This window comes from Bacillus sp. 9.4, assembly GCF_055486415.1.
Genome location: NZ_JBVFMU010000002.1, coordinates 858,077 through 872,039 on the forward strand (window position 1 = coordinate 858,077; position 13,963 = coordinate 872,039).

Annotated in this window: 16 protein-coding genes; 9 read left to right on the forward strand and 7 right to left on the reverse strand. The window is 42.1% G+C overall.

From position 1 onward, the window contains the following. The first annotated feature begins 39 nt into the window (after window positions 1-39). From ntdA to glcP, 4 genes are all read left to right on the forward strand, one after another. A complete protein-coding gene (gene ntdA, locus ACZ07B_RS11005) occupies window positions 40-1,365 on the forward strand; it encodes a 3-dehydro-glucose-6-phosphate--glutamate transaminase (protein WP_349611985.1) in 1,326 nt (441 codons plus the stop codon). After that, window positions 1,337-2,185, forward strand: coding sequence for a kanosamine-6-phosphate phosphatase (ntdB, locus tag ACZ07B_RS11010; RefSeq protein ID WP_024572383.1), 849 nt, complete (start codon window positions 1,337-1,339; stop codon window positions 2,183-2,185). The genes ntdA and ntdB overlap by 29 nt, the downstream gene beginning before the upstream one ends. 13 nt (window positions 2,186-2,198) lie before the next feature. Then, complete coding sequence (ntdC, locus tag ACZ07B_RS11015; protein WP_464877180.1) at window positions 2,199-3,251, forward strand: glucose-6-phosphate 3-dehydrogenase NdtC; 1,053 nt, start codon at window positions 2,199-2,201, stop codon at window positions 3,249-3,251. Window positions 3,252-3,322: 71 nt separating this feature from the next. Continuing rightward, window positions 3,323-4,528, forward strand: coding sequence for a glucose/mannose transporter GlcP (glcP, locus tag ACZ07B_RS11020; protein WP_251186895.1), 1,206 nt, complete (start codon window positions 3,323-3,325; stop codon window positions 4,526-4,528). A 156-nt stretch (window positions 4,529-4,684) separates the two neighbouring features. On the opposite strand, the gene ACZ07B_RS11025 is transcribed toward glcP, so the two are convergent. The 4 genes from ACZ07B_RS11025 to ACZ07B_RS11040 form a co-directional block, all read right to left on the reverse strand. Beyond that, complete coding sequence (locus tag ACZ07B_RS11025; RefSeq protein WP_041335554.1) at window positions 4,685-5,212, reverse strand: MarR family transcriptional regulator; 528 nt, start codon at window positions 5,210-5,212, stop codon at window positions 4,685-4,687. Between the two features lie 76 nt (window positions 5,213-5,288). Further along, window positions 5,289-6,788, reverse strand: a complete 1,500-nt coding sequence (locus ACZ07B_RS11030) for a monooxygenase (RefSeq protein WP_464877181.1) — start codon at window positions 6,786-6,788, stop codon at window positions 5,289-5,291. Window positions 6,789-6,968: 180 nt separating this feature from the next. After that, window positions 6,969-7,475, reverse strand: a complete 507-nt coding sequence (gene lepB, locus ACZ07B_RS11035) for a signal peptidase I (RefSeq protein ID WP_003233128.1) — start codon at window positions 7,473-7,475, stop codon at window positions 6,969-6,971. A 1-nt stretch (window position 7,476) separates the two neighbouring features. Continuing rightward, entirely contained in the window at window positions 7,477-8,100 is a 624-nt protein-coding gene (locus ACZ07B_RS11040) for a TVP38/TMEM64 family protein (protein ID WP_464877182.1), read from the reverse strand. Window positions 8,101-8,251: 151 nt separating this feature from the next. On the opposite strand from ACZ07B_RS11040, the gene ACZ07B_RS11045 reads away from it, so the two are divergent. The 3 genes from ACZ07B_RS11045 (at window position 8,252) to ACZ07B_RS11055 (ending at window position 10,488) form a co-directional block, all read left to right on the forward strand. Continuing rightward, entirely contained in the window at window positions 8,252-8,614 is a 363-nt protein-coding gene (locus tag ACZ07B_RS11045) for a hypothetical protein (protein ID WP_464877183.1), read from the forward strand. 207 nt (window positions 8,615-8,821) lie between these two features. Then, window positions 8,822-9,022, forward strand: a complete 201-nt coding sequence (locus tag ACZ07B_RS11050) for a DUF3311 domain-containing protein (RefSeq protein WP_003224377.1) — start codon at window positions 8,822-8,824, stop codon at window positions 9,020-9,022. Beyond that, window positions 9,019-10,488 carry a sodium:solute symporter family protein gene (locus tag ACZ07B_RS11055; RefSeq protein WP_262119611.1) on the forward strand — a complete coding sequence of 490 codons (1,470 nt, stop codon included), beginning with the start codon at window positions 9,019-9,021 and terminating at the stop codon, window positions 10,486-10,488. Before ACZ07B_RS11050 ends, ACZ07B_RS11055 begins: the two co-directional genes overlap by 4 nt. Before the next feature lie 43 nt (window positions 10,489-10,531). Here the strand turns inward: ACZ07B_RS11055 and ACZ07B_RS11060 are convergent, their stop codons facing one another. Continuing rightward, a complete protein-coding gene (locus tag ACZ07B_RS11060; RefSeq protein WP_003224373.1) occupies window positions 10,532-10,801 on the reverse strand; it encodes an excalibur calcium-binding domain-containing protein in 270 nt (89 codons plus the stop codon). A 216-nt stretch (window positions 10,802-11,017) separates the two neighbouring features. On the opposite strand from ACZ07B_RS11060, the gene ACZ07B_RS11065 reads away from it, so the two are divergent. Beyond that, complete coding sequence (locus ACZ07B_RS11065; RefSeq protein WP_123373340.1) at window positions 11,018-11,917, forward strand: SDR family oxidoreductase; 900 nt, start codon at window positions 11,018-11,020, stop codon at window positions 11,915-11,917. A gap of 46 nt (window positions 11,918-11,963) precedes the next feature. On the opposite strand, the gene comK is transcribed toward ACZ07B_RS11065, so the two are convergent. Continuing rightward, window positions 11,964-12,542 carry a competence transcription factor ComK gene (gene comK, locus ACZ07B_RS11070; RefSeq protein ID WP_003245329.1) on the reverse strand — a complete coding sequence of 193 codons (579 nt, stop codon included), beginning with the start codon at window positions 12,540-12,542 and terminating at the stop codon, window positions 11,964-11,966. A gap of 292 nt (window positions 12,543-12,834) precedes the next feature. On the opposite strand from comK, the gene ACZ07B_RS11075 reads away from it, so the two are divergent. Beyond that, on the forward strand, window positions 12,835-13,068 hold the full coding sequence (locus ACZ07B_RS11075) for an IDEAL domain-containing protein (RefSeq protein WP_003233142.1): 234 nt from the start codon (window positions 12,835-12,837) through the stop codon (window positions 13,066-13,068). A gap of 27 nt (window positions 13,069-13,095) precedes the next feature. On the opposite strand, the gene ACZ07B_RS11080 is transcribed toward ACZ07B_RS11075, so the two are convergent. Then, window positions 13,096-13,953 carry an SDR family oxidoreductase gene (locus tag ACZ07B_RS11080; protein ID WP_003245662.1) on the reverse strand — a complete coding sequence of 286 codons (858 nt, stop codon included), beginning with the start codon at window positions 13,951-13,953 and terminating at the stop codon, window positions 13,096-13,098. Window positions 13,954-13,963 lie beyond the last annotated feature (10 nt).

Here is a 13,963-nt window from a genome sequence, read left to right on the forward strand (position 1 = left end):
ATAAATTTTTAGATTATAAAATCATTGGAGGTACTGTTCATGCAAAAACAGGTTAAGATTTCAGGTAAAAGCAAAGAAAACATGTCACTATTAAAACACTTAAAAGGTGACGTACAAGGAAAAGAACTTGTTATTGAAGACAGTATTGTAAACGAGCGGTGGAAACAAGTATTAAAAGAAAAGATAGATATTGAACATGATCTTTTCAACTATCAAAAAAATCGTGAAATCAGTAAAGTCCCTTTTTTGCCTGTAGACAGATTAATAACCAATGATGAAGTGGAAGATATCTTAAATACATTAACTGAAGTTTTGCCAACTGGAAAATTTACGAGTGGTTCCTATTTAGAGCAATTCGAAAACGTTTTATCTACATATTTACATAAAAGGTATGTAATTGCAACCAGCAGTGGAACCGATGCTATTATGATAGGTTTATTGGCTTTAGGGTTAAACCCAGGGGATGAAGTTATCATGCCGGCTAATAGCTTTTCAGCTACTGAAAATGCTGTGTTAGCTTTAGGAGGCGTTCCTATCTATGTAGATATTAACCCGCAAACATTCTGCATCGATCCTGACAAAATTGAAGAAGCAATAACTCCTTATACAAAGTTTATTCTACCTGTGCATTTATACGGAAAACATTCAGACATGCAGCATATCCGTCAAATCGCAAATCGTTATAAATTAAAAGTAATTGAAGATGCCTGCCAAGGAATTGGCCTGACAGACTTAGGAAAGTATGCAGACATCACTACATTAAGTTTTAATCCCTATAAGAATTTTGGTGTATGTGGCAAGGCTGGAGCAATAGCAACTGATAATGAAGAACTCGCTAAAAAATGCATTCAATTTAGTTATCATGGTTTTGAAGTAAATGTGAAAAATAAGAAAGTCATCAATTTTGGATTTAATTCAAAAATGGACAATTTACAGGCAGCAATTGGTTTAGAGAGAATGAAGTACCTTTCATTAAACAACTTCAAAAGACTGTTCTTGGCGGATAGATATATTACCCAATTAGCAGAGTTGCAGAATAAAGGCTATATTGAATTACCAGAATTAAGTGAAGATCATGTATGGCATCTGTTTCCTATTAAGGTAAGAACAGAAGATAGGGCAGATATCATGACTAAATTAAATGAAGATTTTGGTGTTCAAACAGATGTATATTATCCAATACTGTCTCATATGCAAAAAACTCCTTTAGTACAGGACAAGTATGCAGGACTCCAATTGGTTCATACGGAAAAGGCTCATAGTCAGGTACTGCATTTGCCTTTATATCCGTCATTTACTTTAGAAGAACAAGACAGAGTAATGGAGGGACTGTTTCATGTTATTAAGCAAGAAATCGGAGTATAAAACGTTATCCACAGTTGAACATCCTCAGTATATTGTTTTTTGTGATTTTGATGAAACGTATTTTCCGCATACAATCGACGAACAAAAGCAACAAGACATCTATGAACTCGAAGACTATCTAGAACAAAAAAGTAAAGATGGGGAGCTAATAATCGGATGGGTTACTGGAAGCAGTATAGAATCTATTCTCGATAAAATGGGACGAGGAAAATTTAGATATTTTCCGCATTTTATAGCTAGTGATCTTGGAACTGAAATTACGTACTTTTCTGAGCATAACTTCGGACAGCAAGATAATAAGTGGAACAGTCGCATAAATGAAGGGTTTAGTAAAGAAAAGGTTGAAAAACTTGTGCAACAGCTACATGAAAATCATAACATTCTTTTGAATCCTCAAACTCAATTAGGAAAGTCACGGTATAAGCATAACTTCTACTATCAGGAACAAGATGAAATAAACGACAAGAAAAACCTATTAGCAATTGAAAAAATCTGCGAGGAATACGGCGTTTCAGTAAATATAAATCGGTGTAATCCCTTAGCAGGCGATCCAGAAGACAGCTATGATGTAGATTTTATCCCCACAGGGACAGGAAAGAATGAAATTGTAACGTTTATGTTAGAGAAATACAACCTAAATACCGAAAGAGCTATCGCATTTGGGGATAGTGGAAATGATGTTCGTATGCTACAGACAGTAGGGAATGGATATCTGCTCAAAAATGCAACACAGGAAGCCAAAAACTTGCACCACCTTATAACTGATAGTGAGTACTCAAAAGGAATTACTAATACCTTAAAAAAATTAATTGGATCATGAGGAGGAAATAAAAATGAAGAAGATCGGCATCATAGGTGCAGGTGGTATTGCAAGAGCGCATGCAACTGCTTTATCTACAATAAAAAATGCAGAGTTAGTAGGGGTATATGACATAAATCAACAAAATGCAGAAAGCTTTGTGAAAACTTTCGGCGGGAAGTCATTTGAAAACGTAGATGAACTAATTGATGCCTCAGAAGGTTTAATTGTAGCATCACCAAACTTTTGCCATAAAGAACATGCTTTGCAAGCATTAGGAAAACATAAGCATGTTTTGTGTGAAAAGCCTATGGCTATTTCTCTTGAAGAAGCAAGCATAATGAAAGATACTGCTGAAAGGTTGAGCGTAAGAGCCAGTATGGGATTTAATTATAGATATTTATCTTACGTAAATATCTTAAAAAGCTTAATTATCAATAATGAACTAGGTAACATACTGTCCATAAAAGTACACTTCAAGAAAAATAGTGCACTTAGGCGTAAGAAGTTTACTTGGAGAGATGACGCTAACAGTAAGAAGACGAGTGGATCATTGGGGGATCTGGGTATTCACCTTATTGACATGGTATGGTATTTGTTTGAGAGTGATTTCATCACAGAATCAGTAAGGGCAAAAATGAACACAAATGTAAAAACAAAAGAGGATAAACAGGTACTTGTAGATGACTATGCAGAAATTTATGGCCAGCTGAAGAACAAGGTATTTGTAAATATCATCACATCAAAATGTTCTGTACCTGAAGACTGTGGTTTTAGCATTGAGGTAGTTGGACACAAAAAAGAGTTTAAATACCACACAAGTAATCCTCACGTTTACAAGCTCATAGATGGCTTGAACGTGGTAGACTGCCCAGTACCGCAAAGCCTATTAAACGATCCGCCAAACGAGTTTTATGGATGGGCTGATTCTTTTAGAAGCGAGTTAATCAATTGGATTGCATCAACTCAGAATGATTGGGTTGAGATCCCTTCTTTTAGTGATGGTTTTAGATCTCAGGAAGTGTTAGAAATGTTCTTTGAGAAAGACAGCAACTCTCAACCAATGTCTGTTTCAGCAGTCAACTAGTATTTCAAAGAGAGAAGTTACTAAAAAAGCAGGAATTTATTTTCCTGCTTTTTCATATAGGGGTGAAATGAATGTTAAGAGGGACATATTTATTTGGATATGCTTTCTTTTTTACAGTAGGTATTATCCATATATCAACAGGGAGTTTGACACCATTTCTATTAGAGGCTTTTAACAAGACAACAGATGATATTTCAGTCATAATCTTTTTTCAGTTTACCGGATTTCTAAGCGGAGTATTAATCGCACCGTTAATGATTAAGAAATACAGTCATTTTAGGACACTTACTTTAGCTTTGACAATAATGCTTGCAGCGTTAAGTATCTTTTTTCTAACTAAGGATTGGTATTATATTATTGTAATGGCTTTTCTCTTAGGATATGGGGCAGGCACATTAGAAACGACAGTTGGTTCATTTGTTATAGCTAATTTCGAAAGTAATGCAGAAAAAATGAGTAAGCTGGAAGTTCTCTTTGGATTAGGCGCTTTATCTTTCCCATTATTAATTAATTCCTTCATAGATATCAATAACTGGTTTTTACCGTATTACTGTATATTCACCTTTTTATTCGTCCTATTCGTAGGGTGGTTCATTTTCTTGTCCAAGAACCGAAAGTACGCTAAGAATGCTAACCAACAAGTGACCTTTCCAGACGGAGGAGCATTTCAATACTTTATAGGAGATAGAAAAAAATCAAAGCAATTAGGCTTTTTTGTATTTTTTGCTTTCCTATATGCTGGAATTGAAACAAATTTTGCCAACTTTTTACCTTCAATCATGATAAACCAAGACAATGAACAAATTAGTCTTATAAGTGTCTCCTTTTTCTGGGTAGGGATCATCATAGGAAGAATATTGATTGGTTTCGTAAGTAGAAGGCTTGATTTTTCCAAATACCTTCTTTTTAGCTGTAGTTGTTTAATTGTTTTGTTGATTGCCTTCTCTTATATAAGTAACCCAATACTTCAATTGAGTGGTACATTTTTGATTGGCCTAAGTATAGCGGGGATATTTCCCATTGCTTTAACACTAGCATCAATCATTATTCAGAAGTACGTTGACGAAGTTACAAGTTTATTTATTGCCTCGGCAAGTTTCGGAGGAGCGATCATCTCTTTCTTAATTGGATGGAGTTTAAATCAGGATACGATCTTATTAACCATGGGAATATTTACAACTATGGCGGTCATTCTAGTAGGTATTTCTGTAAAGATTAGGAGAACTAAAACAGAAGACCCTATTTCACTTGAAAACAAAGCATCAAAAACACAGTAAAAAACGTATAAAATAAAGATACTAATAGACATATCGTAAATGCAGTGCAAATTCCTGAACATCTTGAATTTCATTCTTCAAGAGGAAATCTGATTTACGTTACAGCCTTGAAAAAGATAGAAAAAAGCGAAAAACACGCACCGCAGTGCGTGTTTTTTATTTAAAAATGCTCGGGAGACCCCCTTCAATTTCTTCTGACGATGGATACCATTTTGTCACCAGATCCCGAAACAGCCGTTCCGCAAAAAGAATCTCTTCCTCGGTATAGCGGTCAAAAAATGACAGAAAACGCTGTTCAGCCTTCTGATGATAATATTTGTGCAGACTGTGCAGCTTTTTTCCAGCAGGCGTCAATCGGAAGTAGACCTCCTTTTTATTATCGCTGAGCTGTGTTCTGTGAAGGAAGCCTGCGCCGAGCAATTTTGTGCTGATGCGTGATACAGTCGCTTTTGTCGTATTCATTTTTTCTGCTATCGACGTGACATTAATTGGTTCATTGTCCCCGACACAGGATAGAACATGAATTTCTGTCATCGTCAATTGAGATTTACTCCCGTGCTCTACATCCAGCTTCCTCAATTCGTCAGATAAAAAGACTTTAATAAGACCCTCCCATTTCTCCTGCTGATGAATGAGCTCCGCATACAATTCAAAAAGATTGCGTTTCGTATGATCTGTGTTCATCGGGTTTTCCATCCTTTTTCATTCGATTGTTTCTTCTATCATACCGTTTTGTTACAGATGAAACAATCGAATTGAATTATATTCGGCTGGTGACGGAAAACCAGCGGCTGATCCCTTTTTGAATCACCTCGGCACAATCGGGCGCTGATGCATCCACCGCCCAGGCTACATGTCCATCGGGACGAATCAATATGGTATGCACATCCCGCAACTTTTCATTCGGTTCGGCAAGCGAGGCGGTTACCGTACGTAAGCCTTTCACTTCGATATGCTCATCAGCTTCCTGCCTCAATGACAGCAAAACGAATGACCCGTTTTGGAGAAAGCTGTACAGCCATTCCGAACTGCCGTCGGAAAGAATCAGCTTCATGTCAGGGAGCCGTGCCCCGTTCAAACAATTCGGCGGCATGGTACGATCAGCTTCATATCTGACATCGAGTGCAGAAATTTGCCCTGCTACATATCGATTCACATCAGGGAAGGCCAGCAGCTCCGACATCATGCTTCGCAAATGGAGGCCTGCTTGACTGAAATCGATCAGCTTTGTCTGTGCCTCTGTGTTTCTGAGGAGCCCTTCAGCTGCCGGGTGCCGCTCGTCATGGTAGCTGTCCAAAAGCCACGAAGGCGCAGAGCCTTTGATGGCCGCCGCCAGTTTCCACCCGAGGTTCATTGCATCCTGAAGGCCGACATTCAGTCCTTGCCCGCCCGCCGGAAAATGAATATGCGCGGCATCACCCGCAAGAAAGATTCTGCCGTCCCGATACCGTTTCGCTTGGCGCGCGGCGTTCCCGAACCGCGACATCCACGAAGGGTCGGTTAAACCAAAGTCAGTTCCGCAAATTCGCAGGAGGTCAGCTTTCAGCTCTTCCTCAGTCACAGGCACATCTTTCGGCGTTTGCGTGCGATAAGGGCTGATCACAACGACACGATATCGGTCTGAAGATAACGGAACAATCATAACACCGCCCTCTTTTGTGCAAAGGGACAGCACGCCTGACGGCGGCGGAGAAAGGAGCACAACATCCCCAAGCGCAGCGGTGACAGTGCTGTCTGTTCCCGGAAACTCAATTTTCGCCTGTTTCCGGACGGTACTTCCGGCGCCATCTGCCCCAACGGCAAACTTGCTTGTGATCGTCCGTACACTGCCGTCCCGATCCTTAAAAATCGTTTGGACCGCTTCCCCGTTTTGCGTAACCGACAGCGCCTCTGCACCCCGAAACACCTCTGTTCCCAGACTTCGTGCATGATCTTCAAGAAGCTTTTCTGTTTTGGACTGCGGGAGCAAAAGCGTGTAAGGACAGCTCGTATCCAAGCCTGAAAAATCCAGACGGGTATCCAGCATTGAAAAATGTCCGGAAGGTATCTTGCTTCCCTTGGATACGAACCGCTCTAAAATCCCTCTCATCTCAAGGAGCTCCAGCGTTCGGGGATGCAGCGTCAACGCTTTGGAATGCGGAACAGGTTTTTCAAGCCGTTCAATTACACATGCCTTCACTCCGGCCATCGCAAGCTCAGAAGCCAGCATAAATCCAACCGGCCCTCCTCCTATAATCACTGCTTCATATTTCATCATCATTCACCACTCCTTTTGTTTCATGAAAAACGAACAAAAACCAATAAAAACGGCCCTCCAATCAAAAAAATATATAAATTTTGTTACACAGGTAACAATTTTGATTATAGCTCCTTACAAATTTTTCTTCAACACATTTTTCCAAACGGCATACAAAAAGACGCCTCTTCCATTAGCGTCTTTTTATTCGGCATCAGAAATCACACCGACAATATTTTTTTCTCTTATCGGACCAAAATGCCGGCTGTCGAAGCTGTATATGCGATTATCTCCAACGACAAAATATTTTCCTTTCGGCACCTTGCTTGTTCCCGTCACATCTTTCAAAGAAAAATCACCCGTTACATGGCTGCCGGCAGAAACAGATTTCAAATGCTTCAAAAATGGCTCAGCAACCTGCTTTCCGTTCACATACAGCTGATCATCTTTATATTTGATCGTTTCACCGGGCAAGCCGATTACCCGTTTAATCAGCACTTTATGATCAGGGCCTTTAAAAAGGACGATGTCAAAACGATGGATGGTTTTAAATCGATGCGAAAATTTATTGACCAACAATTCGTTTCCTTCCTGGAAGGTCGGGTTCATACTGACGCCTTCTACCTTGTAATCAATAAAGACAGCATTTTTAACCTGAATGGCGAGAACAACGGACACTACACCGGCAAGAAACCAAAACCGTTTTTTCATGTTACTGTCTCCCTCCATCATGCTCACGCTGACTGGCTCTTACATGCAGATACCGCTCCACCTTTTTGCCGACATACCATAAGACAGTGATCACCAATACGGCGATGACCGTTCGAATCGGCTGTGTAATCAGCGCGTGCAGATCATATCCGATGAAGCTGATCATAAAAATCATGACAAGCTTCCCCGAGGCTGCCGCCAAAATAAACGGCCGCGTTCCGATCCTTGACAAACCGGCAACAACATTCACCGCGGCTGACGGTGTAAATGGAAAACAAAGCAGAAGAAACATGGGACCGAAGCCGTGTCTTTCCACCCATAACATCAGCTTTCTGACAGACGGATGACTGCGGATAAATCCAAGCAATTTTCTCTGTCCGTATTGACGGACAATCAAAAATACGAGAATGGAACCAGCAGTTGATCCTGCCCAAGACAGAATGAATCCTTCCCACAAGCCAAACGAGTTCGTATTCGCCACCACAAACACGATCAGCGGCAAAAACGGGAGAAACGCTTCAATTAAAGGAAGCAGCACAGCTATGATCGGGCCGAAAGCCCTATAGCTTTGAAATAATTCAGTTAAATGTTCTTGTGTCAAATAGGATAAAAAATGCTCCAACATTTATACTCCTTACCGGGTTTGTCTATCCTTATTCTACACATTATCAGCAAAAAACTAAAAAGTTTTGGTGATTTTTTCTGTCTTGAAACATTTCACCAGCCGATATAGAATACAAATAGAACAAACGTTCCCTCGGAAAGAAGGAGTCAACATGCAGAATCTGCAGGAGGAAATATACGATTTAATTGAACGGGCTCTCTTTTTGCCTATGGCCATTACGATTTTTAACCGTGATCTCGCCGGAATTGAAAAAAGCACCTTAAAATTGAAGCATCCTTATAAACAGCTTATCGGCGAATCATTAAAAATAGCACAAAAGGATTTGATGGAGGTCAGAAAAGAACTGAGGAAAAGGAAAATTGCGATCCGCGAGGTGGAACGCGATGAGGCCTTTACGCTCTATGTATTTGTCATCGACGGTTATGAAGAAAACCACCGCTATTTTAATCCGCGAATCCGTGAGCAGGTCAGCGAATTATTAACATACTATCTATTTGCCCCAGACAGACTCTGAGCCTTTTGAATCATACTGCCCGTTCCCTCTTCGGGCGATTCAGAGCATTAATTTCAGACAATTCACACTATACAAACAAAATAAATTTATTTATAATTCGAACCACAGCCTTTCACGCCAACAAATGACATGTGCTGCCATATCTGCGCCATCATTTTCAGTACGCTTGGGCTTGTACACCCCAATCCTAAATAGAAGGAGGATTCTATGAAACTGATTCACGTTCTTGCCGCTTTGCCCTTTATCGGAATCTTACTCGGCATCCCTTTTGCAAATAAGGTGACCCCCTATGTGTTCGGCATGCCGTTTATTCTTGCCTATATTGTGATGTGGGCTCTTTTGACCTCTGCGCTGATGGCGATTGTGTATGTCCTCGACAAGGAAAATAAAAAGGAGGAAGCAGAATGAATGCAGCTCTCATCATCATTTTCGGTGTCCTGCTTTTGAGTATTTTTCTCGGTATACGCGCCCAAAAAGGAAAAGACATGAACCTGGAGCAGTGGACGGTCGGAGGGCGCGGCTTCGGAACTGTTTTCGTCTTCCTTTTGATGGCAGGCGAAATTTATACTACTTTTACGTTTCTCGGCGGCAGCGGCTGGGCCTACGGAAAGGGCGGTCCAGCCTTTTATATCATCGCCTACGGATGTCTGGCCTACATCCTTTCTTACTGGCTTCTTCCAGCAGTTTGGACGTACGCGAAACAGCATAAACTGATGTCGCAGTCTGATTTTTTCACAAAAAAATACAACAGTCCGCTGCTTGGCATTCTCGTTTCACTGGTCGGCATCGCCGCACTCATTCCCTATCTTGTACTGCAGCTGAAAGGCCTCGGGCTGATTGTATCGGAAACCTCGTACGGCAAAATCACCCCGACCGCCGCCATCTGGATCGGCGCTGTTTCCATCACGGTTTATGTTATGGTTTCAGGCATTCACGGGTCTGCCTGGATATCGGTTGTGAAGGACATCATGATTCTGGTTGTCGTTCTGTTTTTAGGTGTGTATTTGCCAATTCATTACTACGGCGGATTTCAAGACATGTTTCAGCAGATTGAAACGGCAAAGCCTGGCTTTCTTACGCTCCCCGAATCGGGACAAAGTGTGGCCTGGTTCAGTTCAACCGTACTCTTGACAGCGCTCGGGTTTTACATGTGGCCTCACACGTTTTCCGCTTCGTATTCAGCCGAAAACCCAAAAGTGTTTCGTAAAAACGCCATCATCATGCCTTTGTACCAGCTGGTCCTGCTCTTTGTCCTTTTCGTCGGCTTCGCGGCTATCCTGCAAGTTCCAGATCTGAAAGGCGCAGACGGGGATCTATCGCTTTTGAGACTGTCTCTGCAAGCATTTGACCCTTGGTTTGTCGGAATTATCGGTGCTGCCGGACTGCTGACAGCACTTGTGCCAGGGTCTATGATCTTAATGTCCGCCTCCACGCTGTTTGCAAAAAATGTGTACAAGGTAATTGCGCCCCGCACGACAGAACAGCAAGTATCAGCTCTTGCTAAGTTTTTAGTGCCAGTGATTGCGCTGATTTCGGTGTATTTTACCTTCAAAGGCGGGAATACCATCGTTACGTTGCTTTTGATGGGCTACAGCCTTGTCACACAGCTATTCCCCGCCCTTTTGTTCAGCCTGTTCAAGCATAATATGGTGACAAAGCAAGGAGCCTTCGCCGGCATTATTGCAGGTGTCGGAGCAGTTACTTATATTACAATGACGGAAACGACGATCGGCACTTTATTTCCGGCTCTGCCGCAAGCCGCAAAAGACTTGAATGTAGGCATCGTCGCCCTGCTTTTGAATATCACGGTCATGATGGCAGTCAGCCTTATGACAAGGAAGGCGAAAAGCGCTGCGGCCGATCAGGCGGCCTAAGCAATAGAAAAAGCAATCTGGTCATCAGATTGCTTTTTCTTGTTTAACGTTCACAGGCGATAAGATCTTTATCGCGGTCTTTCTTTTTATTGGCATCATAAAGGTCCTTAGAGACGTAAGGCTTGTACTTTGTTTTTCCGCCTTTGTTTTTCGCCTTCGAAGTGCGAGCCACTCCGCCTTTGTATACTTTGTTTAACTCCTTGCAGTTCTTATAGACCTTCACCTTTGTTTTGGCTTCCGCCACATGGTCAGCTCCGTATGAAAAACCGAAAACGAGACCGAGTGACAGCAAAACCGCCGCCGCTTTTTTCATGACGATTCACTCCCCCAACACCCAATATTTAGTTGATTTATAGCTCGAATTTATCATAATTCATATAGTCTTATTTGACAAGATAAATATGGAAGAAGGGTTTGTTTTTTCTCGTTTTCTTTTTCCTTCACTATTCAAACTGCCAAAACATGTTTTTCTGCTTATGCTCAGGGGTACACATACGAATGTACACCAAACAGAAAAGGAGCGTTTCTGATGTCTGATTCAAAACTTACGAATCCTGTAAAAGCATTTTTTCATGATGAATTTCCCGAACAATATCAAGAGCCGCCAGGCCTGCAAAAGAACATGAAGCCTGTCCCTGATTGCGGAGAAAAAAGCTACAAAGGATCCGGTAAACTAACGGGTCGAAAAGCGCTTGTCACGGGCGGCGATTCCGGTATCGGCCGCGCTGCTGCGATTGCTTACGCCAGAGAAGGTGCCGATGTGGCCATTAACTACTTGCCCGAGGAACAGCCAGATGCTGAAGAGGTAAAAGAGCTGATTGAAGCAGAAGGCCGAAAAGCAGTGCTGATCCCCGGAGACTTGAGCGACGAATCCTTTTGCCAAGATCTAGTCAAACAGTCGCATCACGAACTCGGCGGACTTGATGTGCTAGCGCTCGTTGCAGGCAAACAGCAAGCGGTCGAAAACATCGAAGATCTGCCTACTGAACAAATCTATAAAACCTTTGAAGTGAACGTCTTTTCCCTTTACTGGGTTGTAAAAGCGGCGCTTCCGTATTTGCCGGAGGGAGCTTCAATTATCACAACTACCTCAGTTGAAGGCTATAATCCAAGCCCGATGCTGTTAGATTACGCAGCAACGAAAAACGCCATTATCGGCTTTACCGTCGGACTGGGAAAACAGCTTGCTTCCAAAGGCATCAGAGTAAATTCAGTTGCACCCGGACCAATTTGGACACCGCTGCAAATTTCCGGCGGACAGCCGACGGAAAACATCCCGAAATTCGGACAAGGCACGCCGCCAGCTCCATTACATCGCGCTGGGCAGCCAGTGGAATTGGCCGATGTTTATGTATTTCTAGCTTCAGAGAATTCAAGCTATGTGACATCTCAGGTATATGGCATCACCGGAGGAATTCCGACGGCATAGCTTTATGAAAGGAGCTGCCCTGTTCGGTCAGCTCCTTCCTATTTTTCTAATACCGCTCCCCGAGCTCACGCAAAATAAAATCATAAATCATCTTCGTCCGCTCTTCTTTCGGGTACAGCATAAATTCCTGCCTTTTCGGAACGCGGTGGTCGATTCTGTCTTGGAATTTGGTTCTGAGCCACGCTGTTCGGTATACCTGGTTCTCGAACGAATTATAAGAGATCGGCAGCTCCATCGTTTTCCCATTTGAAAACGTCACTTCCGTATCGTCGAATTCAGTCGCTTTGAATTCTTTTACATGCACATGGGAAATCCAGCCGCATTGGGGTCTTGTCGAAGAAAGTGTAGGGAATAAAAAAATTTGGTTCGAAGGGTCCACCATGATTGGCGGCTTGTGTGAAATTTTTGTCACTTCATAAGTTCCTGCTTTTCTTCCCGCATAGCTTGATCCAAAAAATCGGCAGCTTCTGTCGACAATTTGCAGCGGCTTCATGTTGACATAAAACACGCAATCTTTTTCAATAATTTTGGAACAGATTTTGCCGTCTATTTCTTCTGGCAGCACGGCAATTGTTGCGCCGTTCACTTCATACGATTCTAAAGGTGCGTCTGTTTTCTGACTCATATTATGGCCTCCATCCTTTTTCTGCAAAATTTATACTAATAATCTATCATCTGTTTTTGTAAAACGACAGGTTTTTTTAACATTTAAGATAAAATCATCTTTTAATGATATTTAATGGTACTAAATGACTAGTAATAAACCGATTTTACTTTCATAAGACTTGCCGGTTTACGGCATTTTGCAGGATATGTCGATAGATTGCCAAGTATTAGTTGTCTAAAAATTATAAAAATTTATTGATTTTTTCGACCGTTATCCATATACTATAAAAAAGGCATTGGGGGGATTCTTTATGAAAGAGAAAAAATCGTACACTGAGCTCATGAAGTCCCGCAACACGCAAAAAACAAAAGAATTCGATGTAACAATGACGGATATTTACATTCAAATGGTGCTCGATGAATCCTTGTATAACCGTCGGCTTGCCATGCTGACGGACCAAATTAACAAAGCCTTGGACGAAAAAGATAAAGATGCGTTTCTTACGCTCTCTAAAGAATATGCAGCGCTCAAGCAGAGCGAATAAGCCAATCCTTCAAGGATTGGCTTTTTATTATCCGTTCACAATTGTTCCGCCATTGACGTGAATCGTCTGCCCTGTGACGTATGTGGAATCGTCGCTGGCAAGGTATAGATAGCTTGGCGCCACTTCGACCGGCTGTCCCGGGCGTTCCATCGGCACGTCTGAACCAAACACTTCCACGTCTTTTGCGGCAAAGCTGGCCGGGATAAGCGGTGTCCAAATGGGACCCGGTGCCACTGCATTGACCCGTATGCCCTGCTGAACAAGCGACTGGGAAAGGGACCTTGTAAACGTAACGATCGCGCCTTTTGTCGCTGAATAATCGATCAGCGTTTTATTGCCTTTATAGGCGGTAATTGAGGCGGTATTAATGATAGAGCTCCCTTTTTTTAAATGAGGCAGCACTGCCTTTGTTAAGTAAAACATGGAAAAAATGTTTGTTTGGAAGGTTCTGATCAGCTGGTGGCTGGTGATTTTTTCAATGCTGGGCTGGACATGCTGCTCAGCTGCATTGTTAACCAATATATCAATGGATGGAAACACTTGGCTTGCCTGCCCGACCACATCATTGCAAAACGCTTCATCCCCGACATCTCCTGCAATCAGCAGGCATTTTACCCCTTCCTTTTCTACATACTGCTTTGTTTCCTCGGCGTCCTGATGTTCATTCAAATACACAATGACCACATTAGCCCCTTCTTTTGCGAATAACACCGAGACAGCGCGTCCAATCCCGCTGTCTCCTCCAGTAATAATAGCGGTTTTGCCCTCTAATTTTTTCGCTTTCTTCGGCTTATCAAAAACCGGACGCGGGTCCATGAGATATTCAAAACCAGGCTGCTGGTTCTGGTGCTGAGGCGGTAATGTTTTCTTTTTTTGATTCGCCAATGAAATCACT

Coding starts and splice junctions, on each gene's coding strand:
- ntdA (WP_349611985.1), top strand. CDS start 40: ATGCAAAAACAGGTTAAGATTTCAGGTAAAAGCAAAGAAAACATGTCA.
- ntdB (WP_024572383.1), top strand. CDS start 1,337: ATGTTATTAAGCAAGAAATCGGAGTATAAAACGTTATCCACAGTTGAA.
- ntdC (WP_464877180.1), top strand. CDS start 2,199: ATGAAGAAGATCGGCATCATAGGTGCAGGTGGTATTGCAAGAGCGCAT.
- glcP (WP_251186895.1), top strand. CDS start 3,323: ATGTTAAGAGGGACATATTTATTTGGATATGCTTTCTTTTTTACAGTA.
- ACZ07B_RS11025 (WP_041335554.1), bottom strand. CDS start 5,212: ATGAACACAGATCATACGAAACGCAATCTTTTTGAATTGTATGCGGAG.
- ACZ07B_RS11030 (WP_464877181.1), bottom strand. CDS start 6,788: ATGATGATGAAATATGAAGCAGTGATTATAGGAGGAGGGCCGGTTGGA.
- lepB (WP_003233128.1), bottom strand. CDS start 7,475: ATGAAAAAACGGTTTTGGTTTCTTGCCGGTGTAGTGTCCGTTGTTCTC.
- ACZ07B_RS11040 (WP_464877182.1), bottom strand. CDS start 8,100: ATGTTGGAGCATTTTTTATCCTATTTGACACAAGAACATTTAACTGAA.
- ACZ07B_RS11045 (WP_464877183.1), top strand. CDS start 8,252: ATGCAGAATCTGCAGGAGGAAATATACGATTTAATTGAACGGGCTCTC.
- ACZ07B_RS11050 (WP_003224377.1), top strand. CDS start 8,822: ATGAAACTGATTCACGTTCTTGCCGCTTTGCCCTTTATCGGAATCTTA.
- ACZ07B_RS11055 (WP_262119611.1), top strand. CDS start 9,019: ATGAATGCAGCTCTCATCATCATTTTCGGTGTCCTGCTTTTGAGTATT.
- ACZ07B_RS11060 (WP_003224373.1), bottom strand. CDS start 10,801: ATGAAAAAAGCGGCGGCGGTTTTGCTGTCACTCGGTCTCGTTTTCGGT.
- ACZ07B_RS11065 (WP_123373340.1), top strand. CDS start 11,018: ATGTCTGATTCAAAACTTACGAATCCTGTAAAAGCATTTTTTCATGAT.
- comK (WP_003245329.1), bottom strand. CDS start 12,542: ATGAGTCAGAAAACAGACGCACCTTTAGAATCGTATGAAGTGAACGGC.
- ACZ07B_RS11075 (WP_003233142.1), top strand. CDS start 12,835: ATGAAAGAGAAAAAATCGTACACTGAGCTCATGAAGTCCCGCAACACG.